Annotated in this window: 26 protein-coding genes; 16 read left to right on the top strand and 10 right to left on the bottom strand. The window is 37.4% G+C overall.

All coding sequences use genetic code 11. The features are described from left to right. Positions 1–24: 24 nt before the first annotated feature. The 3 genes from BAU23_RS15040 to BAU23_RS15030 all read left to right on the top strand — a co-directional run bounded on the left by BAU23_RS15040 (position 25) and on the right by BAU23_RS15030 (position 1,743). Positions 25–1,017 (top strand): potassium channel family protein, encoded by a 993-nt coding sequence (locus BAU23_RS15040; RefSeq protein WP_071734747.1) that lies wholly within the window; start codon positions 25–27, stop codon positions 1,015–1,017. Positions 1,018–1,023: 6 nt separating this feature from the next. Then, positions 1,024–1,311 carry a YwdI family protein gene (locus tag BAU23_RS15035; RefSeq protein ID WP_001198367.1) on the top strand — a complete coding sequence of 96 codons (288 nt, stop codon included), beginning with the start codon at positions 1,024–1,026 and terminating at the stop codon, positions 1,309–1,311. A gap of 63 nt (positions 1,312–1,374) precedes the next feature. Further along, on the top strand, positions 1,375–1,743 hold the full coding sequence (locus BAU23_RS15030) for a DUF423 domain-containing protein (protein WP_000688314.1): 369 nt from the start codon (positions 1,375–1,377) through the stop codon (positions 1,741–1,743). 31 nt (positions 1,744–1,774) lie between these two features. Here the strand turns inward: BAU23_RS15030 and gerQ are convergent, their stop codons facing one another. The 4 genes from gerQ to hemQ all read right to left on the bottom strand — a co-directional run bounded on the left by gerQ (position 1,775) and on the right by hemQ (position 5,043). After that, the gene (gene gerQ / locus BAU23_RS15025; protein WP_000068640.1) at positions 1,775–2,203 is read right to left on the bottom strand and encodes a spore coat protein GerQ; all 429 of its coding nucleotides are present in this window, start codon (positions 2,201–2,203) and stop codon (positions 1,775–1,777) included. 27 nt (positions 2,204–2,230) lie between these two features. Next, positions 2,231–2,653 (bottom strand): cell wall hydrolase CwlJ, encoded by a 423-nt coding sequence (gene cwlJ, locus BAU23_RS15020; RefSeq protein ID WP_000538152.1) that lies wholly within the window; start codon positions 2,651–2,653, stop codon positions 2,231–2,233. 173 nt (positions 2,654–2,826) lie between these two features. Beyond that, on the bottom strand, positions 2,827–4,104 hold the full coding sequence (locus tag BAU23_RS15015; RefSeq protein ID WP_116733298.1) for a serine hydrolase: 1,278 nt from the start codon (positions 4,102–4,104) through the stop codon (positions 2,827–2,829). 195 nt (positions 4,105–4,299) lie between these two features. Next, on the bottom strand, positions 4,300–5,043 hold the full coding sequence (gene hemQ, locus BAU23_RS15010) for a hydrogen peroxide-dependent heme synthase (protein WP_001287589.1): 744 nt from the start codon (positions 5,041–5,043) through the stop codon (positions 4,300–4,302). Between the two features lie 278 nt (positions 5,044–5,321). Here hemQ and pta point away from each other — a divergent pair, with 278 nt between their 5' ends. Further along, positions 5,322–6,293, top strand: a complete 972-nt coding sequence (gene pta, locus BAU23_RS15005; RefSeq protein WP_071734745.1) for a phosphate acetyltransferase — start codon at positions 5,322–5,324, stop codon at positions 6,291–6,293. 48 nt (positions 6,294–6,341) lie between these two features. Here pta and lipL read toward each other — a convergent pair whose 3' ends face one another. Continuing rightward, positions 6,342–7,187: an octanoyl-[GcvH]:protein N-octanoyltransferase gene (lipL, locus tag BAU23_RS15000; RefSeq protein WP_071734744.1), complete on the bottom strand. Its 846-nt coding sequence runs from the start codon at positions 7,185–7,187 to the stop codon at positions 6,342–6,344. Positions 7,188–7,301: 114 nt separating this feature from the next. After that, on the bottom strand, positions 7,302–7,994 hold the full coding sequence (locus BAU23_RS14995) for an RsfA family transcriptional regulator (RefSeq protein ID WP_000868370.1): 693 nt from the start codon (positions 7,992–7,994) through the stop codon (positions 7,302–7,304). 290 nt (positions 7,995–8,284) lie between these two features. Between BAU23_RS14995 and BAU23_RS14990 the strand changes: the two genes are divergently transcribed. The 6 genes from BAU23_RS14990 (at position 8,285) to BAU23_RS14965 (ending at position 14,220) form a co-directional block, all read left to right on the top strand. Next, the gene (locus tag BAU23_RS14990) at positions 8,285–8,509 is read left to right on the top strand and encodes a YuzB family protein (RefSeq protein WP_000526075.1); all 225 of its coding nucleotides are present in this window, start codon (positions 8,285–8,287) and stop codon (positions 8,507–8,509) included. 235 nt (positions 8,510–8,744) lie between these two features. Further along, positions 8,745–9,800 carry a FecCD family ABC transporter permease gene (locus tag BAU23_RS14985; protein ID WP_000388282.1) on the top strand — a complete coding sequence of 352 codons (1,056 nt, stop codon included), beginning with the start codon at positions 8,745–8,747 and terminating at the stop codon, positions 9,798–9,800. Continuing rightward, on the top strand, positions 9,797–10,813 hold the full coding sequence (locus BAU23_RS14980; RefSeq protein WP_071734743.1) for a FecCD family ABC transporter permease: 1,017 nt from the start codon (positions 9,797–9,799) through the stop codon (positions 10,811–10,813). The genes BAU23_RS14985 and BAU23_RS14980 overlap by 4 nt, the downstream gene beginning before the upstream one ends. 15 nt (positions 10,814–10,828) lie before the next feature. Further along, positions 10,829–11,641, top strand: a complete 813-nt coding sequence (locus BAU23_RS14975; RefSeq protein ID WP_000212073.1) for an ABC transporter ATP-binding protein — start codon at positions 10,829–10,831, stop codon at positions 11,639–11,641. Positions 11,642–11,831: 190 nt separating this feature from the next. Further along, a complete protein-coding gene (locus BAU23_RS14970) occupies positions 11,832–12,770 on the top strand; it encodes an ABC transporter substrate-binding protein (RefSeq protein ID WP_071734742.1) in 939 nt (312 codons plus the stop codon). Positions 12,771–12,915: 145 nt separating this feature from the next. Beyond that, a complete protein-coding gene (locus BAU23_RS14965) occupies positions 12,916–14,220 on the top strand; it encodes an HD domain-containing protein (RefSeq protein ID WP_000262736.1) in 1,305 nt (434 codons plus the stop codon). A 39-nt stretch (positions 14,221–14,259) separates the two neighbouring features. On the opposite strand, the gene BAU23_RS14960 is transcribed toward BAU23_RS14965, so the two are convergent. Beyond that, positions 14,260–14,445: a 2-hydroxymuconate tautomerase gene (locus BAU23_RS14960; RefSeq protein WP_001147171.1), complete on the bottom strand. Its 186-nt coding sequence runs from the start codon at positions 14,443–14,445 to the stop codon at positions 14,260–14,262. Between the two features lie 112 nt (positions 14,446–14,557). Between BAU23_RS14960 and BAU23_RS14955 the strand changes: the two genes are divergently transcribed. Then, positions 14,558–15,232, top strand: a complete 675-nt coding sequence (locus BAU23_RS14955) for a site-2 protease family protein (protein ID WP_000372467.1) — start codon at positions 14,558–14,560, stop codon at positions 15,230–15,232. A gap of 25 nt (positions 15,233–15,257) precedes the next feature. Next, positions 15,258–15,767 (top strand): YwhD family protein, encoded by a 510-nt coding sequence (locus BAU23_RS14950; protein ID WP_000136685.1) that lies wholly within the window; start codon positions 15,258–15,260, stop codon positions 15,765–15,767. Positions 15,768–15,800: 33 nt separating this feature from the next. Here BAU23_RS14950 and BAU23_RS14945 read toward each other — a convergent pair whose 3' ends face one another. After that, positions 15,801–17,852 (bottom strand): transglycosylase domain-containing protein, encoded by a 2,052-nt coding sequence (locus tag BAU23_RS14945; RefSeq protein ID WP_071734741.1) that lies wholly within the window; start codon positions 17,850–17,852, stop codon positions 15,801–15,803. Between the two features lie 100 nt (positions 17,853–17,952). Continuing rightward, entirely contained in the window at positions 17,953–18,678 is a 726-nt protein-coding gene (locus tag BAU23_RS14940; RefSeq protein WP_001039757.1) for a glycerophosphodiester phosphodiesterase, read from the bottom strand. Between the two features lie 151 nt (positions 18,679–18,829). On the opposite strand from BAU23_RS14940, the gene BAU23_RS14935 reads away from it, so the two are divergent. The 4 genes from BAU23_RS14935 to speB all read left to right on the top strand — a co-directional run bounded on the left by BAU23_RS14935 (position 18,830) and on the right by speB (position 22,514). After that, the gene (locus tag BAU23_RS14935; protein WP_000276567.1) at positions 18,830–19,237 is read left to right on the top strand and encodes a MerR family transcriptional regulator; all 408 of its coding nucleotides are present in this window, start codon (positions 18,830–18,832) and stop codon (positions 19,235–19,237) included. 6 nt (positions 19,238–19,243) lie between these two features. Then, positions 19,244–20,407 (top strand): MFS transporter, encoded by a 1,164-nt coding sequence (locus tag BAU23_RS14930; protein WP_071734740.1) that lies wholly within the window; start codon positions 19,244–19,246, stop codon positions 20,405–20,407. Positions 20,408–20,594: 187 nt separating this feature from the next. Continuing rightward, on the top strand, positions 20,595–21,422 hold the full coding sequence (gene speE, locus BAU23_RS14925; RefSeq protein ID WP_000424696.1) for a polyamine aminopropyltransferase: 828 nt from the start codon (positions 20,595–20,597) through the stop codon (positions 21,420–21,422). A gap of 219 nt (positions 21,423–21,641) precedes the next feature. Then, on the top strand, positions 21,642–22,514 hold the full coding sequence (gene speB, locus BAU23_RS14920) for an agmatinase (protein WP_044737348.1): 873 nt from the start codon (positions 21,642–21,644) through the stop codon (positions 22,512–22,514). A 274-nt stretch (positions 22,515–22,788) separates the two neighbouring features. Here the strand turns inward: speB and BAU23_RS14915 are convergent, their stop codons facing one another. Further along, positions 22,789–23,826 carry a PTS sugar transporter subunit IIC gene (locus BAU23_RS14915; RefSeq protein ID WP_071734739.1) on the bottom strand — a complete coding sequence of 346 codons (1,038 nt, stop codon included), beginning with the start codon at positions 23,824–23,826 and terminating at the stop codon, positions 22,789–22,791. Positions 23,827–23,839: the final 13 nt, after the last annotated feature.

Genomic DNA, 23,839 nt, shown 5'->3' with positions numbered 1-23,839 from the left:
TAGAGAAAAGAGTTGAAACATAATATGAGTGCACGTAAGCAATTATGGATAGCAGTTGTATGTATGACTTTTGTTGTAATTCTAGGAACACTAGGATTTATGACAATTGAAGAGATTAGTTTATTTCAAGCATTTTGGATGACGATGATTACTGTGTTAACTGTTGGATATGGAGATGCGGTTCCTGTAACGCAGGCGGGAAAAGTTTTTGCTCTTCTTATTATACCTATTGGCGTCGGTATCGTTACGTATGCAATTGGGGTAGTAGCAGCTATGATTATTGAAGGGAATTTATTTCATGCAGTGCGGAGGAAGAAGATGGATAAACAAATAGCACAGTTAGAAAATCATATTATAGTGTGTGGATGCGGTAGAGTAGGGCTTCAAGTTGTACATGAATTGCAGGAAAAGAAAATTCCATTTGTAGTTGTGGATAAAGATGAAAGTATATTGGAGCAGGAAAAACTTTTATATGTACATGGGGATGCAACGGAAGATCAAGTATTACATAACGCTGGAATTTCGAAGGCAGCGGGTCTAGTTGCTATCGTAGCAAACGATGCTGAAAATGTATTTATTACATTAACAGCAAGAGGACTGAACGATGCAATTAAAATTGTAGCGAGAGCTGAAAAGCCAGAAACAGAAGAGAAATTACGACGCGCGGGTGCAAATAAGGTTATTAATCCATCTAGTATGGCAGGAATTCATATCGCAAAAGGTATTGCGAATCCGCTAACAGTTCATTATATTGATACAGTGTTATATGGAGTAGAACAGTCATTTGTCATTGAAGAAATTTTAGTTGGCAAAGATTCTATATTAATTGGTAAATCGTTATTAGAGAGCGATGTGAGAAATCAGTTTGATGTAACAATTTTGGCCATTTTAAGGGATGGGGATATTATCCATAATCCAACAGGGCAGGAAAACTTGCAAGAACATGATATGATAATAGTATTTGGTTCAGTGGAGAAACTGGGGCAATTTGAGAAAGAACTACAAAGTAAGAGGTGACAAGGAATGCAAGTATCTAGCGATAAGGTTTTAAATAAAATGGCGAGTGAAATTGCAAAGGCAAAAAGTAGTGAAGGACAAAAATCAAAAGAGCATTTATTAGTTGTGCGTGCATTATGTGATTTATTATTAGATGAACAAGTTGAGCCTTCTACGTATAGAGAACCACAAGTTCAATCACAAATAATCGGATCTCAGCCTATAACAACAGTTCAACCGGTTATGCCAGTTTCTGGAGAGCCTGTGTATATAAAAGAAGAAGGTGCAAATGGTAATTCTTTATTTGATTTTTAAGGATTAAATTGTTTGGATTATATGTGAAAATTGCTTATGATAAAAATAAAAAGGGGAATTAAGATGAAAATTTTCTTTTTACTAGGTTGTATTGCAGCGGGATTATCTGTTGCATTAGGGGCTTTTGGAGCACATGGTTTAGAAAATAAAATTTCTGCAAAAATGTTAGAAGTGTGGAAGACGGGCGTTACATATCAAATGTTTCATGCAGGTGGCTTATTTGTAGTCGCTCTATTAATGGACAAAATGCAATCATCACTTTTAAGCGCTGCGGGTTGGCTTATGGTAGCTGGGATTATTATGTTCTCAGGTAGTCTTTATGCATTAAGTACAACAGGTATTAAATTCTTTGGCCCAATTACACCTCTCGGTGGTGTAGCGTTTATTGTGGCGTGGATTTTAGTCGGAACTGCAGTTGTAAAAGGGTTATAAAAAACAAAAGCTGGCATTTGCCAGCTTTTTTTTATGGTCTTGGAGCATAAGTTGCTTGTTGGCCAGGTAAATACGTAATTTCTCCTGGGAATTCTACATAATCTAAGTAGATCATTAGTAGCAAATAGCGCTTTCCAGATTTTGGTTCACTAATTACGATATGATCACGGCCAGCTGCCTCGATGATCCCTGTATAAGATTGTGTACCAAGCGAACTACCACGTTCATAGGTCATTACAACTGTAGCCTGCTTACCTTTGTTTAAACGAAGGATGTTTTCAATATACGATTGCTCTAGTGGTAACATACCTTGAGAAACTGCCAATTGAGCCTGAGCAGCTTGTTGTTGCATCGCTTGCTGTTGTTGCTGTTGCTGCGCGGTCATTTGTTGCGGTTGTACATAAGTTCCAGATGGTTGATAAAAACCTGTTCCATAGTATGGATTTTGTTGCTGTGCCATTCAAAAATCCCTCCTCATTTTCATTCCTTAATATACGCTTGGACAATCCTCACCGGATGGTTGGAAGAAGCAGTGCTTTTTAAACCGTCCAGAGTTTTGCTGGTCATACCAAGTTGGTGGGCAAGGACCTTCAGGTCTGAAAAACCATAAAGCGAAATTTGCAGGCCAAAAACGTTGTCCTTGAATGGTCCGTCTTGCTAAGGCAATGTCTTGTTCGCGTGCTCGTTGATAAAAATACCCTTTTTGAGTAGCTTCAAAACCACCAGGATTTTGATAAACCATCTGACGTAAGTTCCGTACCTTTTTAAAATCTAAACAATTTCCTCGGACACGATTTACACCGACATTTCCAACCATTAGCATGCCTTGTTGGCCTTCTCCTTCAGCTTCAGCACGCATGAGTCTAGCTAATAACTTTACATCTTCTTCTGTATGTGCGATAACACCCATTATGTGTCACCTCTCTTTTTGGAATACCCTTTGGAAAGAGGTTTTTTCTAGATGAAGTGTGGAACAATTACTAGTTCATACGTATGAGAAAAAGGACTCGGATATGACAACCAAACGAAGTTTTACATTGAGAGAGGAAAATAAAAAAGCTAGCGTGTGCTAGCTTTTTATCATTAAAATATTTTGGACCATAAGTTTGAGAAGAAATCACCAACGGAACGCATTGTTAATACGAACCAATTTGCTTTTTCTACTTCTTCTGTCGTTTTTGCAGCAACTTTCATACTTTTATTTCCATCTAAAAATCCGTATTTATCAGTTGGTTCTAAAACGATGGAACCGACCTTTGCATCTTTCTTAATAGGAGCAACTAAATGTCCATCTTCAGCGAGTGACTTATCCGCTTCAGTAGAAATTTTATAAGGTGCTTTGTTACCTTTTGCAGTAACTACTGTCACTTCTTTTTCTGGTGCAACTGTTACGTAGTCTTCTTTACCTTTTACTACAGAAATTTTGTTATTTTTATCTACTTTTAATTTCTGTTTTTCGAAGTTATTAAACCCATATTCAATTAATGCACGAGATTCTGTGAAACGCTCATCCATTGATTTTGTTTTAATAATAACTGAAATAAGGCGTAAATCACCACGTTTTGCTGTAATAGTGAATCCATATCCAGCAGTATCAGAACTTCCTGTTTTTAAACCATCTGATCCTTCATAAGCAAAAGCAGCACCTGGTAACATCCAGTTCCAGTTTTCCATACGAATTGGTTTCGGATGATTATCTGGGAAGTTTCTAAATCTTTGCTTTGTATCCTCTAGCATTTCTGGATACTTTGTAATAATTGTTTTTGAAAGAATACCCATATCACGAGCTGACATAGAGTTTTCTCCATTCGGATCCGTTCCTTCAGGATGTTTCCCTTTTAAATCAGCGTTATTCAACCCAGTAGCGTTTACAAATTTATATTTCTTTAACCCTAGTTTTTTTGCATGTTCATTGGCAAGATTTAAGAAGTTTTTCTCACTGCCTGCAAGTAATTCTGCTAAAGCAATACTAGATCCATTCGCAGAGAAGATAACGATAGAATGATATAATTCTCTTACAGTATATTGGCGTCCCTTTTCGAACGGTACGTTAGAGAATTCATTATTACGTGAAACTTCATAAGCGTAATCAGAAATGTTTACTTTCGTATCCCAAGTAATTTTTCCTTCTTTAATTGCTTCTAATACGGCATAAACAACAATTAATTTTGACATACTAGCGATAGCTAGTAATTCATCTGGATTTTGTTCATGCAGTATTTTTCCTGTATCTGCATCAAATAGAAGTGCAGCAGCTGCCTCTATATGTATTTGTTCTTCTGCATGGGATGTTATTACTCCTGAGGAAGAAATTGACAATAGAAACGCTAGTAAAATAGACAAGATTTTCTTCATATACATTATCACCTTCGCATCGTTATTAGCATATAGCTCGTACCATTTTAGCATAAATTTGGATGTGAAAAGGTTACAATCTTACAAGAAATTTGAAAAGGATTTGTCGATTTTTGTTCAAATTTGCGGAGAAAAGAAGTTTTTTGATAAGAAATATAGAGGATAATAAAAAAAGGAACGAAATTCGTTCCTTTTTTACTATTATATGTGTAAAAATTTCTCTACTTTTTCGTCTGGTAAAATGTTCCCAACGAAGAATGTACCGAATTCACCGTAACGAGCACTTACTTCATCGAAGCGCATTTCATATATAAGCTTCTTAAATTGAAGAACATCGTCAGCGAATAATGTTACGCCCCACTCGAAATCGTCGAATCCGACTGATCCTGAAATTACTTGGCGTACTTTCCCTGCGTATTGGCGACCGATTTTACTGTGACTGTACATCATTTTTTTACGTTCTTCCATAGGAAGCATGTACCAGTTGTCATCACCTTGGCGACGCTTGTCCATTGGGTAGAAGCAAATATGATTTGCTTTTGGTAACTCAGGATATAAGCGAGCTAAGATTTGTGGGTTTTGGTATGGATCTTCATCAGCTGGAAGGTAGTTGCTTAGTTCAACAACAGATACGTAAGAATATGCAGGAACTAAATATTCAGCTAATGTTGTTTTATTTAATTCTGTTTCGATTTCATTTAATTCTTCCATTGTTGGACGTAAGATCATAAGCATAATATCTGCTTTTTGACCAACAACTGTATACATTGCATGACTGCCTTTTTTCGCAGCAGCTACTTCGTTCCATTTTTCAACGACATTTAAAAATTCAGACACTGCTTGTCCGCGTTCGTCACTAGATAATGTTTTCCATGCTGCCCAATCAATAGAACGTAAATCATGTAAACAATACCAGCCATCTAACGTTGTTGTTGCTTCACTCATTCTATTCACCTCAGTTAATGATATTTTACACGTTAACTATAGCATATATAGGGTTAAAAACATCTACATAAAGTTTCGGCGCATAAAATTGTCACATTTAAATTTACTTGAAAATAGGAGGAGATAAGGCTTAAAGGGGCTTTATTTCTATGCTGAATTTTATGAAAATATAATCATTTTCATTTTATCTATTTTTTGGGAGCTATAAGTTTAAAATATAGAGGAAAAGCAGTATTCTTAAAGATAGAGTTTTTTAACATATGTAGGAGGGTTTATTCGTGAGCAACTTATTTACAACAGTAAAAGAAAAAGTTCAAGGAAAAGGCATTACTATCGTACTTCCTGAAGGAACTGATGAAAGAATTTTAGGCGCTGCAGAGCGTTTAGCAAAAGAAGAGTTAGTAAAACCAATCTTAGTTGGTAATAAAGAAGAAATTAGCGCAAAAGCTGCTAGCATGAACTTAACATTAGCAGGCGTTGATATTTATGACCCAGCTACATACGAAGAAATGGATGCAATGGTAGCATCTTTCGTTGAACGCCGTAAAGGTAAAGCAACAGAAGAAGATGCTCGCAAAATCCTTAAAGACGAAAACTACTTCGGTACAATGCTTGTATACATGGGCAAAGCACAAGGTTTAGTAAGTGGTGCAGCTCACTCTACAGCTGATACAGTTCGTCCAGCACTTCAAATTATTAAAACAAAACCAGGCGTTACAAAAACTTCAGGCGTATTCATCATGGTACGTGAAGAAGAGAAGTATGTATTCGCTGATTGCGCAATTAACATTGCACCAAACAGCCAAGATTTAGCTGAGATTGGTATCGAAAGTGCGAAAACTGCTGAACTATTCGGCATTGACCCACGCGTTGCTATGTTAAGCTTCTCTACAAAAGGTTCTGCGAAATCTCCAGAAACAGAAAAAGTTGTAGAAGCAACTCGCATTGCGAAAGAAATGGCTCCTGAATTAACTTTAGATGGAGAATTCCAATTCGATGCTGCATTCGTACCATCTGTAGCTGAGAAGAAAGCTCCAGGTTCTACAATTAAAGGTGATGCTAACGTATTCGTATTCCCAAGCCTAGAAGCTGGTAATATCGGCTACAAAATCGCTCAACGCTTAGGTAACTTCGAAGCAGTAGGACCAATCTTACAAGGTTTAAACATGCCTGTAAATGACCTATCTCGTGGATGTAACGAAGAAGAAGTGTACAAGTTAGCTTTAATTACAGCAGCTCAAGCACTTTAATTCTATAACGAATTGAAATAAAGACCGTCGCTATAATAGCGACGGTCTTTATTGTTCTAAGCCAAGTGCTTTATTGTTACGATCAATAATACGTTGTAAATTCGTCTCATATAAAGGTATTTCATCTATTGTTAATTGAGATGGTGTTAGCTTTGGAGCGAATTGTTGTAATGTTTTTAAAAGGCGCATCATTAAATCTTGTACTGTAATCGTTTCGCCAAGTAATTCAGAGAGTGAAGCCATCGTACTCGGTACAATTTCAGGGTACGTAAATCGCGTTTCTTCTCCTTGAATTGCTACGTTGTAGAAATCACGAACGAGTGCGGCACGCTCAGAACCGCTTCCTGTCGCACATAAGTAAATTTGTACAGCAACGCCTCCGCGAATACGACGCTGAGAAATACCAGCAAATTTTTGATCACGAATGCTCAAATCATAGCTACCAGGACAATAAGAACCAACAATCTCTTTTGCCTCGATAGTAACGTCGTAATCTTTTAACATTTCCTTAATTAAATGCCACATCGTATCGTATCCAAGATCAATATCGATACCCTTTTCTGTTTCTTGGAATAAAAGTGATACGTTTAAAACACCTTCATCAAGTACGACCGCAAGTCCACCGGAATTACGAACGATAACATTGAAGTTGTTTTCTTTTAAAAAGGAAATACCTTCTTCTAAATGTGGTAGGCGCGAATCTTGAATGCCAAGAACAATTGTATTGTGATGAACCCAAGAACGCATTGTTGCAGCTGATTTACCATTTCCGATACTTGTGCATAATGTGTCATCCATTGCGAATGACTGAAGTGCATGGAATGTTGGTCCTAAACTAGACTGATCTACAATACGCCACTCTGGCTGAGATAAAATTGAACGGGAACTGCTCATATAACTAACCCCTTATTTATAAAATGACAACCTCTATTATAGCAAAAAATGAAGAAAGGGGTTTTCTCGGATATAAAGTGAAAGAATAAAAAGGATGCATGCAATGCATCCTTTTTATTCTGCAATTTTTTCTAAGTTACCGTTTCGATCCATGCGGAAAGATGTTTGTGAGCGTTCCTCATCATCCATTACTGCTAATTTACGAGCACGGTTCATAATATTCATAAGTGTTTCGTAATCCTCTTGTACAGTATGAGATTGTTGTTCTAATTTTTCTAGTTTCTTTTCTAGTTCTTCATTTCGGAGTATTTGCGCTTTAATTTCTTGTTTCAATCTCGTATTCTCGTTTTCAAGAGCTGTTACTTTTATATTTGAAGATCCGACTGTTTGTAAGAAGTAAATAACATCTTGCATTGTTATTGAACTTTTTGAAGCGGGAACAGTCGGTTCTTGATATGGACTAGCTTCTTTATATTGGACAGCTGTTTCGTGTGGCACTAGTTCCTCGTAATCAGTTATTGCTCCTGAGGTTGTTGGTGTATAAAGTAAACGTTTTTTCGCTTGTTCACCGCTCGCAGCACGCATTTTATCTTTACGGTGTTTTTTTGCTAGTTGAAGAGCCTGCTCATAACTATAACGAACGACAGCGTTCCAGCGGAAACCACAAGCAGCAGATGTGCGGTTTAACTGATCTCCTACTTCTTCAAATGCATTTAATTGAGTACTTCCTTCTCGAACATGGCGAAGCACCGTTTCAGCAAGTAATAAATCGTCCTCGTCTGTCCAAGCATCTTGTCTTACTTTCATAGATTCAACTCCCTTTCTTTTTATGAACTTCCTATTTTTATAATGGGCAAAAAAAAAAGCTTTTATACAAAGCTTTTAAAAATATGGTAGATTTCGATGAAGAGAAGAAACTTTTGCTATGAATGGTGGAAGCTTTTGAAGGAGAAAATATAAAAAATAGGTAGCCTTATATAGGAATAGAGCTATGCCTGGAGACTTGCAACAAGCTTCAAAGAGCGGTAAAATACCATTTAGTGTTTATTTTTAAATGTACTTGTGAAAAGTTTAAAATAGAGGAAGTGTTATATATAATGGGAAACGAATTTCGTGTGTGCGATGATTGTCAGGCGACGAACGTTAAAACGCTGATTCCGAAGTTGAAAAAAGTAGATTCATGTGCAACGATTGAGGTTGCATGTCAGTCTTACTGTGGCCCTGGTCGTAAAAAATCATTCGCGTTTGTAAATAATCGTCCAGTTGCGGCTCCAACAGAAGACGAATTAATTGTAAAAATTGAAGCAAAGTTAAATAAGTAAGAAAAAGAAGAGTGAACAGATTACTCTTCTTTTTTATGTCCATAAGATAGCGTTTTGTATGAATTCGTATTTCAAAATAATGGTTGACAGCCTTTTGAAGCGGTAGGTAAAATAGAAAGTGTCTGATTCTGAGAATCATTATCAGGAAAATATCAATTCATCTAATTTTTTTATTACTATTTGAGAATAAATTTCATTTTATTAAATATATGTTGTTGGTTAGGATGGTTGAGGGATGGAAGCGAGCGCAAGGAGTATAGAACAGCAAGATGTGAATGTTAAAGAGATTAAGAGCAGACCGCTCGTTGCCTCTATTATTTTAATAGCAGGCACAATTTTGTTAGCTTTAAGCATGGCAGTTTCTATTTCGTTTGGTGCTGCAGATATTAGTTTAAAGACCGTTTGGCAAGCTGTATTTCAGTTTGACGGGTCTATAACGCATCATAACGTAATTCAAGAACTTCGCATGCCTAGAGCAATAGGGGGCGTAGTTGCAGGTGCCTTTTTAGCGGTATCAGGAGCAATTATGCAAGGGATGACACGGAATCCACTTGCATCACCATCGTTAATGGGGATTACAGATGGTGCGGTATTCGGGATTGCAATTATGTATGCATTCTTCCCTAATTCACCTTATTTAATGTTTGTTATCGCATCTTTTATTGGAGCTGCGTTTGGAGCGAGCATTGTATATGGTATTGGGTCTTCTTCACCAGGTGGATTAACGCCTGTGAAATTAGCTTTAGCTGGAGCTGCAATTAGTGCTTTATTAGGGGCAATTTCATCCGGAATTGCATTGTATTTCAATCTTGCCCAAGAGGTGAGTATGTGGAATGCAGGCGGCGTTGCTGGAGTGAAATGGCAAAGTATTAATATGTTAGTACCGATTGGTCTTGTTTGTCTCATTATAGCAATTATGATGTCGAGATATATTACCATTTTAAGCTTTGGTGAAGAAATTGCGATTGGGCTAGGTCAAAATACTACATTAATTAAATTCATTGGAACAGTACTTGTTCTTGTATTAACGGGTTCTGCGGTTTCTATGGCAGGATCAGTTGGATTTGTTGGTCTTGTAATTCCACATATGACTCGTTTCCTTGTAGGCTCAGATTATAGATGGGTTATTCCATGTTCTGCGGTCTTAGGTGGATTGTTAATTGAATGTGCAGATATGTTATCTCGCGTTATTAATCCACCATTTGAAACACCAATTGGAGCAATTACAGCGCTAATTGGAGTTCCATTCTTCCTCTACTTAGCACGTAACGAAGGGAGAGGAAAAATGTGAGGACGAGCGTCTTAACAAAAAAGAACGTTTCTATTTTAACGATTTTAGTAGGATTAATCGTTGCTGTATTTTTAGTAAGCTTAAATACAGGAACATTTAAGATACCTCCAATGGATGTATTAAAGTCATTGGTTGGATTAGGTGCAGAAGATCAATCTGTTATTTTATTTGAATTTCGTATGCCACGTATGGTTATTGCTATATTAGTTGGTTCTGCATTAGCTATGTCAGGAGCAATTTTGCAAGGGTTATCACGAAACCCACTGGCTGATCCAGGTATTATCGGCATTAACGCTGGAGCGGGATTAACGGTTGTTGTATTCGTCTACTTTTTCTTCGGAAAAGTTGGAACAGGTACATTTTTATCTGTATTTATCCTTCCATTCTTCGCGCTAGTTGGTGCGATATTGGCAGCGGTTATAATTTATTTACTAGCATGGAAAGACGGCGTTTCATCAACTCGATTAATTCTTGTTGGTATCGCTGTTGCAGCCGGATTTGGTGCTGTTAGTTTAATTTTTTCTATGAAGATGACATCTAACGATTTCCGTTTTGCAACGATTTGGTTGGCAGGAAGTTTATGGGGAACAGATTGGAAGTTTGTACTAAGTGTACTCCCATGGATGGTTATTTTCTTACCACTTGCCATTAGTAAAGCACACATATTAAATGTAATGAATTTAGGCGACTCTACAGCAGTTGGCCTTGGTGTAAACGTAGAAAAGGAAAGACGTAAATTATTATTTATTGCAGTTTGTTTAGCTGGTGCATCTGTTGCTGTTGCGGGCGGCATTGGTTTTATCGGTTTAATGGCTCCTCATTTAGCGAGACGCCTCGTTGGTGGTAAACATCAAATTATGTTACCAACGGCTGCGTTAATAGGAACGTTCTTACTTTTATTTGCAGATGTAATTTCAAGAAGTGTGTTACCAACTTCAGAAATACCGGTCGGTCTTGTTATTTCTGTAATTGGCGCACCATATTTCATATATTTACTTATGAGGACAAAATAAAGGGAGGCTTTTTGTATGGCAACTTTAGCAGTTGATGCGGTATCTGTTGGTTATAATGAAGGGTTAATTATAGATGGATTAACAGTTGAAATTCCGGAAGGGCAAATTACAACGATTATTGGACCAAATGGTTGTGGGAAATCCACATTATTAAAAACGGCTTCTCGTATTTTGAAAGCAAAACGAGGTACTGTTTATCTTGATGGAAAAGCAATTGAGAAACAGCCAACGAAAGAAATCGCAAAGAAAATGGCGATTTTACCACAAACTGCAGAAGTGCCAACAGGCCTTACTGTGTTTGAACTTGTTTCATATGGACGTTTTCCTCACCAAAAAGGATTTGGAACATTGAAAGAAGAGGATTATCGCTACATTCATTGGGCACTTGAAGTGACGGGGATGACAGAATTCGCAAATCGTCCAGCAGAAGCTTTATCAGGTGGGCAGCGTCAACGTGTATGGATTGCGATGGCTCTTGCACAAGGAACAGATTTACTTGTGTTAGATGAACCAACAACATACTTAGATATGGCTCATCAACTTGAGGTATTAAACTTACTGAAGAAGTTAAACAAAGAAGAAGGCAGAACGATTGTTATGGTTATTCACGATTTAAATCATGCTTCTCGTTTCTCTGATCATATGATTGCATTAAAAGCAGGTAAGTTAATGAAACAAGGAACGCCAGATGAAGTTATGACGAGTGAAACACTTCGTAACGTATTTGAGATTGAAGCGCAAATCGTTCCATGTCCAGTAAACTGTAAACCGATTTGTTTAACATACGATTTAGCGATGATTAATAATCAATTGCGTAAAAAAGCATAAGTAGAACCCCCCTCGTAAAGAGGGGGACTTCTAATGGACGTTGAGCTTCTTACTTACAAATGGGAAGTTGAACGCCCGTTAGAATGGGTCATTAACAACGGTTAATAAATATATATTAATTAGTTGTTATTTTCGTTTCTTATAGTTCATTGTAACTTATAAGATAAATACAGCCAGAAGGAGTGGGAACATGAAGAATTTTAAAATGGCACTATTAGCAATGGTACTAGTTGTTACTTCTGTACTATTTGCAGCTTGCTCTAACAAAGAAGAAGAGAAGAAAGCAGATGCGAAGGTTGAAGAGCGCACTGTACAGCATGCAAAAGGGGAAATTAAAATTCCTGCAAATCCAAAGAAAATTGCTGACCTTAGTGGTTCAACAGAAGAATTATTAATTTTCGGTATGAAACCGATTATTACTGCAAATACAACACAAGAAAAAATTGATGGACATATTGCGAAGAAATTAGAAGGTGTAAAACCAGTTGGTTCTGCTTGGGGAGATAAAATTAACATTGAAGCAGTAGCTGCTGCAAAACCAGATTTAATTATTGTAAACAATCGTCAAGAAAAGATTTATGATCAATTATCTAAAATTGCACCAACAGTTATGTTAAAAACTCCATTAGACCAATGGCGTCCAAAATTCGAAGAAGTAGGTCAAATCTTCGGTAAAGAGAAAGAAACAAAAGAATGGTTCAAAAAGTACGATGAAAAAGCAAGCAAATTACATGATAAAATCGTTGCTAAAACTGGTGATGCAACATTCATGAAAATGGCTGCATATCCAAATGCTTTCCGCGTATATGGTGACTACGGTTACGGTAGCGTAATCTTTAATGACTTAAAGTTACCAGCAGTTAAAGGTACACCAACTGATAAACCGCTAGTACAAGTACAAAAAGAAGCTTTAATCGATTACAATCCAGATTACTTATTCGTATTTACAACTGGTGACGGTTCTCAGCGTCTAAAAGAATTCCAAGAAGAATCAATTTGGAAAAACATGAACGCTGTTAAAAACAATCACGTATTCACAATTAGCAATGAAGACCTAAACAAAGGATACTTCCCACTAGGTAAAGAAATGATCTTAGACGAAGTTGCTGAGTTTGTTTTAGGAAAATAATATATAAAGAAAAATCACTTTTACGTCGGTAAAAGTGATTTTTCTTTATATAACAGGAATTAATATAGTCTTTCATTTCTTTCTGTTTCTTATTTCGTTTATAATATAAAGTAAGAATGTAGTAAAGGAAGGAGGATGTCGGAAGGTGGTATATTTAAACGACAAACTCAGCGAAACAAAAGTGTTTAAAGACCCAGTACATAAATATGTGCACGTGCGTGATCGCGTTATTTGGGATTTAATCGGAACGAAAGAATTTCAACGCTTGCGCCGTATTAAGCAGCTTGGAACGACATTTTTTACATTTCACGGTGCAGAGCATAGTCGCTTTACTCATTCGTTAGGTGTATATGAAATTATTCGTCGTATGATTGATGATGTGTTTGATGGCAGACCGAACTGGAATGCTGAAGATAGATTATTATGTTTATGTGCGGCATTACTTCATGATGTCGGTCACGGTCCATTTTCTCACTCGTTTGAAAAAGTATTTTCGTTAGATCATGAGAAATTTACGCAAAAGATTATCGTTGGTGATACGGAAATTAATCGTGTGTTAAGCCGTGTTGATAAGGATTTCCCGCAAAAGGTAGCAGATGTCATTGCGAAAACATCTACTAATAAATTAGCGATTAGTATGATTTCAAGCCAAATTGATGCCGATCGTATGGATTATTTATTAAGAGATGCATATTTTACTGGTGTAAAGTATGGGAACTTTGACATGGAGCGCATACTGCGTGTCATGCGCCCATACGGTAATCAAGTTGTCATTAAAAATAGTGGTATGCATGCTGTAGAGCATTATATTATGAGCCGTTATCAAATGTATTGGCAAGTATATTTCCATCCGGTAACACGTAGTGCAGAAGTTATTTTAACGAAGATTTTACACCGAGCAAAATCACTGCATGAGAAGTATTATGCGTTTAAAAATCATCCTGTTCATTTCTATTCTTTATTTGAAGAAGAAGTAACAGTAGAGGATTATTTAAAGCTAGACGAGAACGTAATGTATTATTACTTCCAAGTGTGGCAAGACGAAGAAGATCAAATTTTAAGTGATTTATGCCGCCGCTTTATGAACAGAAATCTATTTAAATATGTAGAGTTTACTGATAAGCACGGTTTAGATAATTGGATGGAATTAAGTAGCTTATTTAAAAAGATTGGACTCGATCCAGAGTATTATTTAGTTGTTGATTCAACATCAGACTTACCGTATGACTTTTATCGTGCAGGAGAAGAAGAAGAACGTCTACCAATCTTACTTCTTATGCCGAATGGGGAACTTAGAGAGCTTTCGCGTGAATCGGATATTGTTGAGGCGATTACAGGTAAGAAGCGAACGGATCAAAAACTATTCTATCCGCATGATTTAATCTATGAAGATGGAAGAAGAGGAAAATATAAAGAGAGAATTATCGAGTTGTTAGAGGGAAAGAAATAAGAAGCAGCTAAGAGCTGCTTCTTATGAAAAAATTTGAGATTATTTGTCGCTTAAGCGTTTTCCGCCAACTGCATAATGGTTTTTAGACATTTCTTCGATGAAAACAACGATGTTTTCTTCAGGAGCACCAGTTGTTTCGCTTACTGCTGCTGTTACTTTCTCAGCAAGAGCTTTCTTTTGTTCTTCTGTGCGTCCTTCTAGCATTTTCACTGTTACGTATGGCATGTACAATCGCTCCTTTTATGTAAGTTACACTCTTATTATAGCGGATTATGGGGAAGAACAATCGAAAAAACAAATAATTTCTTTTTTTGACATATTGAAGAGGAGTTGGAGTATGGATCAGTTATTTAGATACCCGTTGCAACAAATTCCATTGGTAGCAATGGCGATTATTATCGCGCTATCTGTGCATGAATTTGCACATGCGTATGTTGCGTATAAATTTGGGGACGATACAGCGAAAAAGCAAGGACGGTTAACGTTATCACCGATGGCTCATTTAGATCCTATCGGGATGATTGCTGTATTAATTCTTGGATTCGGTTGGGCAAGGCCGGTGCCTGTTAACCCGTATAACTTTAAAAAACCGCGTCTTGCGGGAATATTAGTTTCTATTGCGGGACCGATAAGTAATCTTATCTTAAGTGCAATTGGTTTAATTATTTGGTATAGCTTAATAACGTTTGGTGTGTTAGATGCGATTCCACCTGCAGTAGCAGATACGCTGGGTCAGTTCTTCCAGATTTTTATTATGCTTAATATTGTTTTACTTGTATTTAACTTATTACCAATCCCACCACTTGATGGTTATCGCGTTGTGGAAGATTTAGCACCAGCAAATATTCGTGCGAAAATGACACAGTATGAAAAGTATGGAGCAATTGCGTTATTAATTCTTGTTATTACACCGCTTAGCAATTACACAATTCAGCCTATTTTCAATGTTGTTATCCCATATGTATTAGTATTTTTACAAAGTATCATTGCGCCTATTTTCGGGCTTTTATAATCATTAAGCGAGGAGGAATTTACATATGACAGAGAAAAAGAAAAAAATCGGTTTTAATATCGTGAAAAATGATTCAACAGATGGACATGGTGGTTTTGGTGTTGGGGCATTAAGCTTAGAAAATATTTCTCCTGTATTTGTTGATGTATTAGAGAAAACTGCGTTCGTTGATATCGGTGCGATGCATGCGCGTAGTACAGTAGAAAAAGGTATTAAATTTTTAACAAATAAAGATGAAGTTCCAAACGGAAAACCATTTTGGCTTGTTTGGGTAACCATTGAAAGAACACCAAATGGTGCTTATTACGCAGGTGTAACTGCTTGTGAAATGACAGTTGACCGTGAAATTCGCCGCGGATATAAATCACTTCCAGAGCATGTAAACAAAATGGATAAATCATTAAAGCGCCACATCATGATTGATCATATGGATGAATCATCTAAGAAAGTACTTGGTACATTCTTAAAAGAGCATAATGAAGCAATTTGGAACGAGTCTAGTGAAGAATTGCGTCATGCATTATTAGGTGAATAAAAATAGCTGACGGATTTCCGTCAGCTATTTTTTTTACCACGGGAGATATTTTTTCCACCAACCCGTCTTTTTCTTCTCTTCACTAACCTTTTCGAACTCTTCTTTATCATCAACGTGATCCATACAATACTCTGTTGGCTCTGTGCCCTTTGCGAAATACATTTTCACAGAAATGGGACAATTTTTTGTAGCGATCTTACCGTTTTCAGGGTTAACATCGACTGCAACAACATCTGTTGGTCGTTTGAACTCTTTTTTTGGCTGTCCATCCAATCCCTTTTCCATTGTATCCGTCCATATTTTTTTCGCGTATCCTTGTTCTGCTACATTTGAAATGGATTTAGGTTGATCGTATCCAATCCAAACCCCTGTTACAAGTTGCGGAGTAAATCCAATCATCCAACTATCTGTTTCAGTAGAACCAGATTTTCCGGCATACGTTCTTGATAGTTTGGATAACATCGATTGTCCGGTCACAGCGGCATAACTGCTTAGTTTTTTATTAAACATACCTGTCATCATTTCTTCCATTACAAACGTTTTGCTCTTATCAAGAACTTGCTTACTCTCCAAATGAGCATCGTATAACATATTTCCTTCATGATCCATAATGCGGCGAATAAACATCGGTTTTACTTCTTTTCCGCCGTTTGCGAACATGCTATAAGCGTTAACCATTTCAATTGGTTTTACAGGAGATGTACCGAGAGCGAGAGACGGAACATCTTTTAATGCGGTAGTAATACCGAATTGCTTCGCTGTTTTTGTAAGAATGTCTTCGCCTAAAAATAAATTGGTCTTCACGGCATATACGTTATCAGAGACCGCAAGAGCTTGCGCCATTGTTACAAAATCGTCTGCATAATAGTCTTTATAGTTTTTCGGTTTATACTTTGAAACACCGTCACCTAAAGTGAACACAGTGTATTCGCTTTTTAAGCGCGTAGCAGGGGTGAATCCTCGTTCTAATGCCGCATAATATAGGAATGGCTTAAATGTAGAGCCAGGCTGGCGAGCGGCTTGTGTAGCTCTGTTAAATTGACTTGTATTATAATCAGTTCCACCGACAAGGGCAGCTACTTCACCTGTTTTTGGATTCATGGAGACGAGAGCAGTTTGTATGTTTGTTGTGTCAGGTATGTAATCTTTTACAGCTTGTTCAGCAACCGATTGTAATTTAGGGTCTAGCGTTGTATAAATACGCAAGCCACCCTTTTGTAAGGCTTGCTCATCTAATCCGATATCACGAAGAAGAGAAGCTTGTACAGCATCTTGGAAATAAGGTGCAATCTCTGCGACTTTTTTCGTATCTAATGAGGCGAAAGTTAGTAGCTCTTTTTTTGCTGAAGTTGCTTGTTGCTTCGTAATATAACCTTGTTCTACCATTTCATCTAATATGAGAGATTGACGTCCTTTAGCGCGATCCTCTTTTAAAAAGGGAGAGTAGACACTAGGTCCTTTCGGGATACCTGCGAGCATACTAGCTTCCGCTAATGTTAATTCTTTTGCTGTTTTATCGAAATATAGACGAGATGCAGCTTCGATTCCGTAAGCACCATGCCCGTAATAAATTGTATTTAAATATCCTTCTAAAATATGATTTTTATTATAGTTCACTTCAAGGCGGATTGTGTACATTGCTTCTAATAGTTTACGTTTCCACGTTTTATCATGATCCAAGTATAGGTTACGAGCATACTGTTGTGTAATCGTACTAGCACCTTGGACTTTTGCCATCGCTTTTAAGTCGGCAACAATGGCACCAGCAATACGCTTCATATCAAAGCCATGATGTTTGTAGAATCTTTGATCTTCGATAGATAGTGTCGCCTTTTTTACATAAGGAGAAATTTCATTGAGAGATACATTGTAGCGTTTTTGCATTTCGTTACTTTGTCCGATAACAGTGTCATCATTAGCGTAAAAGACACTCGTCTGGGGGACAGCAACAGGAGGAGGTCCCATAATTTTTGCAACTATAATAATAACAAAAAAGGAAAAAACGAAAAAAAGAACAGAAGAAAACATTACGGTGAAGAAAAGACGTTTATATTTTTTAAGTTTCGGATTCATAGTTTGATCCATCTTTTTTCAGCCCCTCATTCATACAAACATTATTGTATTAGTATTGAGGGTTTTCGGTTATTTTAAACAATGAAATTTCGAAAACAAAAAGCTCCTTCAATTAAGAAAGGAGCTCAAAGGCACGTGCTGGCCAATCAGTAATAATGACGTCTACACCGTAATCAATCATAGTTTGTAAATCTTTATCTTCATTAATTGTGTAAGGGCGGAAAACATACCCTTGTTTTTGTGCAAATTGAACAAATTCTTTTGTTAGTAATTGAAAGTTTGGGTGTAAACCAGTTGCTTCTCTATTTTTTGCCTCAGCAATAGGGTCAGCAAGTGGTGTATCATATAAAATCGCCCTTGGGATTTCAGGGGCTATCTCTGCTAATAATGAAACAGAGTCATGGTTAAATGATGAGAATACAATTTGATTAGATAGATGGTATTCTCGAACAAGAGCAACAACTTTCTCTTCAATATTAGGATAGTGAATCACATCTGTTTTTAATTCAATGTTGAGCTGTAAATTTGTTGTAGATAGCCAAATGAACACTTCGCGTAACGTAGGAATTTTGGCTTCATGGAAAGAAGGGTCTTTATGGCTACCAGCATCTAAAGCTTGTAATTCCGCTACTGTTTTTTCAGAAACAAGTCCGATGCCATTTGTTGTACGATCCACTGTTTCATCATGGATTACGACAAGTTCACCATCTTTTGATAAATGAACATCAAGTTCAATCCCATGAGCGCCAATGCGCTCAGCTTCTTGGAAGGCAATCATCGTATTTTCAGGATGTGTTCCTTTTACCCCGCGGTGGGCGAAAATAAGTGGTTTATTCATACGGAAATCTCCTTATCGTTTCTTTTCTTTCATTATGAAACTGCTTTTGGAAAAATACAATTGAATAGGATAAACATTTACAAAAGTCTAACAGTTGCACAAAAGTTAACGTTAACGTAAAATGTAATAATTAAGTGAAGGGAGGAATAACATGTATAAAATTGATGAAGTCACAAAGCAAGTTGGTTTAACAAAACGTACACTTCGTTATTATGAGGAAATTGGTTTAATTCATCCCCCAGAACGTAGTGAAGGGAACATTCGCCTGTATACAGACGAGGACATCGCCAGAATTAAACGGATTGTGGAAGCAAAAGAAGTGTTAGGAATTACGCTTCAAGAAATGCAACATTTCTTATCGTTAAAAGAAAGAATGGAACAAAGAAGAAATAGCGAGAATCCTCGTGATCGCGAAGTGATTCAAGAAATTAAAGAGATGCTTGAAAAACAAGTGCAAACGCTAGACGAGAAAATGGAGCAAATGCAGCGTGTAAAGGCTGAACTCGAAGATAGCTTACATCGTGCAGTGACATTTTTAGAGAGTACAAAAGGAGAATGATCAAAAATGGAGAGCAAACAAAAATTAGGGAGATTGATTACAGTGGTGGCTACCTTCCTTGCCTTTTCGGGTATAGGGGTAGTCGACCCAATCTTACCAAGTATTGCTGAACAAATTGGTGCATCGCATTGGCAAGTAGAGATGCTATTTACAGCATATATTTTAACGATGGCAATTATGATGTTACCAGCTGGAATATTTGCATCAAGATTTGGTGATAAACGAATGATGACGATTGGTCTTGCGATTGTGACTGTATTTGCGTTTATATGCGGTATATCGCAAACGATTGCTCAATTATCTCTTTTCCGCGCTGGGTGGGGATTAGGAAATGCGATGTTCTTTGCAACGGCGATGACATTATTAATTGCATTAAGTAAAGAAGTTCATGAAGCAGTAGGATTATATGAAGCAGCTATCGGTTTAGGGATGGCAGGTGGACCTTTATTAGGCGGGATATTAGGTGGACATTCTTGGCGTTACCCATTTTTTGCGACGAGTATTTTAATTTTCTTAGCATTTATTTTAGTTTTCTTTTTTGTAAAAGAACCGGAGCGAAAAGTGAAGCGTAAAGCGGCAGGCGTAGGAGAATTACTTAATCTGGTGAAGTATAAACCGTTTATGCAAGGTGCTATTTCGGGAATGTTATACTACTACGGATTTTTCGTCGTGTTAGCATATTCACCACTGATTATGCATTTATCTGCTATTCAATTGGGATTTGTATTTTGTGGATGGGGATTAGCATTAGCTTACGGATCAGCAATTTTAGCGCATAAGTTAGAAGGTAAATATGAACCAAAAACATTGTTAAAAGGTAGTTTACTCGTATTTGCGATTTTCTTAATTGCACTATTCTTCGTTAAAGTCATGTGGTTACAAATCGTGTTAATCGTTCTATCAGGATTAGCATCAGGATTAAATAACGCGTTATTTACAAGTTATGTAATGGATATTTCACCTTATGAAAGATCTGTTACATCAGGTGTTTATAACTTCGTTCGTTGGTTAGGTGGCGCAATTGCTCCAATTTTATCAGGAATCATCGGCCATACAGTTTCACCACAAAGTCCGTTTTTAGTCGGTGGAATTGTTGTGTTAGTCGGTTGCGTAATGCTTTTAATTCCAATTCGTAAACCGGTAGAAGTAGAGACAAAAGCCCTTTCTTAAGAAAGGGTTTTCTTTCCTATTACAGGTCAATCCTTTTTCACATATATGTTAGAACCCTCTGACTAAAATATATTTTCGGTATTTTTGTACTTTTAGCTATACTTTTTGGATGTTTTGTTTTATTTTTGTTAGGGGACATTAATGATGTCCCCTATTATAAATTTGCATTGAAAGGCGTGATTGTACGATGGAACTATGGTTCACTGAAAAACAAACAAAACATTTTGGAATTACGGCGCGTATTAACCGCACATTACATACGGAGCAAACAGAATTCCAAAAACTTGATATGGTTGAAACGGAAGAGTTCGGGAACATGCTTATTTTAGATGGCATGGTTATGACAACAGAAAAGGACGAGTTCGTTTATCATGAAATGGTAGCGCACGTACCTTTATTTACACATCCAAACCCTGAAAACGTATTAGTTGTAGGTGGTGGCGATGGCGGTGTTATTCGTGAAGTGTTAAAACACCCAAGCGTAAAGAAAGCAACTCTTGTTGAAATCGATGGAAAAGTAATTGAGTACTCTAAACAATACTTACCATCAATTGCAGGCGCATTAGATAATGAGCGTGTAGAAGTAAAAGTAGGAGACGGTTTCCTACACATCGCAGAAAGCGAAAATGAATATGACGTAATTATGGTAGATTCTACTGAGCCAGTAGGCCCAGCAGTAAACCTATTTACAAAAGGCTTCTACGCTGGAATTTCTAAAGCGTTAAAAGAAGATGGTATTTTCGTTGCTCAAACGGACAACCCTTGGTTCACACCAGAACTAATTACAACTGTGTTTAAAGACGTAAAAGAGATTTTCCCAATTACTCGTTTATACACAGCGAACATTCCAACTTACCCAAGTGGACTTTGGACATTCACAATTGGATCTAAAAAACATGATCCACTAGAAGTAAGTGAAGAGCGTTTCCACGAAATCGAAACGAAATACTACACAAAAGAATTACACAATGCAGCATTCGCATTACCGAAATTTGTTGGCGATTTAATTAAGTAAGAAATCGAGTTTGAACAAATAAAGTGTAAGTAGCTCATTTAAGGTGTTTGTCCAGAAGACTTGAGCATGCTAGCTACTTACACTTCTGTAAAGAAAATTGTCTTCTTATCGTTAAAAAAGAAGACCCCGGTAAATCGAGAAAGAGGAGCAATGCGCTCCAAATTTGAGAAATAGTGAAAGGTTGGGATACCTTAAGTTCCACATAAGGAGGAAAAGAATATGCGTTTTGATGAAGCTTATTCAGGTAAAGTATTTATTAAAAGTCATCCAAGTTTTGAAGAGTCAGAGGCAGTTATTTACGGGATGCCTATGGATTGGACAGTAAGTTTCCGTCCAGGATCTCGCTTTGGCCCTGCACGTATTCGTGAAGTATCAATCGGTCTTGAAGAATATAGTCCGTATTTAGATCGTGAACTAGAAGAGGTAAAATATTTTGATGCGGGTGATATCCCATTACCATTCGGAAATGCACAACGCAGCTTAGACATGATTGAAGAGTATGTATCAAAACTTTTAGATGCCGGTAAGTTTCCACTAGGTCTCGGCGGTGAGCACTTAGTGTCTTGGCCAATTTTTAAGGCAATGGCAAAAAAATATCCGGATTTAGCAATCATCCATATGGATGCCCATACTGACTTACGTGAGTCATATGAGGGAGAGCCTTTATCCCACTCTACACCAATTCGTAAAGTGTGCGATTTAATTGGTCCGGAAAACGTATATTCTTTCGGTATTCGTTCTGGAATGAAGGAAGAATTCGAATGGGCAAAAGAAGTAGGTATGAACTTATACAAATTTGACGTATTAGAACCGTTAAAAGAAGTATTACCGAAACTTGCAGGACGCCCAGTCTATGTCACAATTGACATTGACGTATTAGACCCAGCTCACGCTCCTGGAACAGGAACGTTAGAGGCTGGAGGTATCACATCTAAAGAGCTATTAGATTCCATCGTAGCAATTGCAAATTCAAATATAAATGTAGTTGGAGCAGATTTAGTAGAAGTAGCTCCAGTCTACGACCATAGTGATCAAACACCAGTTGCAGCAAGCAAATTCGTGCGGGAAATGCTGCTCGGCTGGATAAAGTAAAAGCGGAAACGGCTCGTTCAGAATGTGAGGGGGATGGAGCTTCAGACGTAGAGGCGCTTTTTGCCTCGAAGGAAGAAGTGAAGCCACCGATCATTCTAGCCGTTGTAGCTGGATAAAGTAAAAGTAAAGGCCTCCTAAGTCTAGGAGGCCTTTATTTTTGTCGTTATGTGTTGGTAAGTCGATATTCTTTGTCGAATCACCGATATAATTTCACTTAACGTCATTTGACATAAAAAAAGAGCTATTCTCATCATTTGAGAATGGCTCTTTTTTCTTATGCAACTTTCTCTTCCGAAGTAATTCCGCGAATTTCATCAGCAGGACGGATTGGATATTTGCGGAATACAATTGATCCAATGTATCCAACAATAGTGGTAACGATTCCGCATAATACGGCAGCGAGCGTTACTTTTATTACATCATTGAATCCGAACAAGACGAGAAGTCCTGGAATTGGTGATGCTGTCCCTGGTGCATTATTAACGAGCTGGAATAGCGACGTAATAATACCGGCAAGCGCACCGCCAACAAAGTTGGTCATATAGATAGGGATTGGGTTTGCTGAGACAACATCGGCTTGTGTTAACGGCTCGATTGCTACAGCAATTGTATCTTTCTTTGAACAAATTTTTAGTCGTTTAAAGAAAATAAAGTTCATCGGGGCTGAGGCCGCAACGGCAAGACTGCCAATTGCCATTGGTAAACCTGTTAATCCAAGCATTGCAGTTAGTGCCATAGAACTTAATGGAGATGTAGAAATAACTGTTATTAATCCACCAAGCATAATACCCATAATGATAGGACTTTCTGTAGTTGCAACTGAAATCATAGAACCGATTTTACCGAGTGTTGCGTTAACGAGTGGATCCATAAGCATGGCCATTCCACGTGAAATTGGTGCAGCGATAAATAGGATTGCTAAAAACTCTACACCAGCTGGTAATTTCTTTTCGAGAAACTTCACGACGAAGGCACAAACGTATCCGGCGAAAAATCCTGGTAAAATACCGAATCCGCTAGTAGCGATACCGATTAAAACAGCGTATACGGGCGAGACACCGATTGCTAATGCGACTAAAATTGCCGCTGCGACACCGCTCATACTACCAGAAGCTTCTCCTACTGATTGTAAAAAGTCATTATGAAACATTTCTCCACCAATATAACGGTGAAATGCTTCAATAAGAAAACTTGCGATTGCTGCATTAGCTAAAGCGCCCATTGCTTTCATTCCGTAAGGCGCACGGTAACTAAAAAGTGTAAATAGACAAAGTACAACAAGTAATAGTGCTAAACCTTGCAAGATAGCCATTTGAAAACTGTCT

The sequence above is a fragment of the Bacillus nitratireducens genome, assembly GCF_001884135.1.
GTDB lineage: Bacteria > Bacillota > Bacilli > Bacillales > Bacillaceae_G > Bacillus_A > Bacillus_A nitratireducens.
This window is presented reverse-complemented; position numbering and strand designations above follow the sequence as displayed.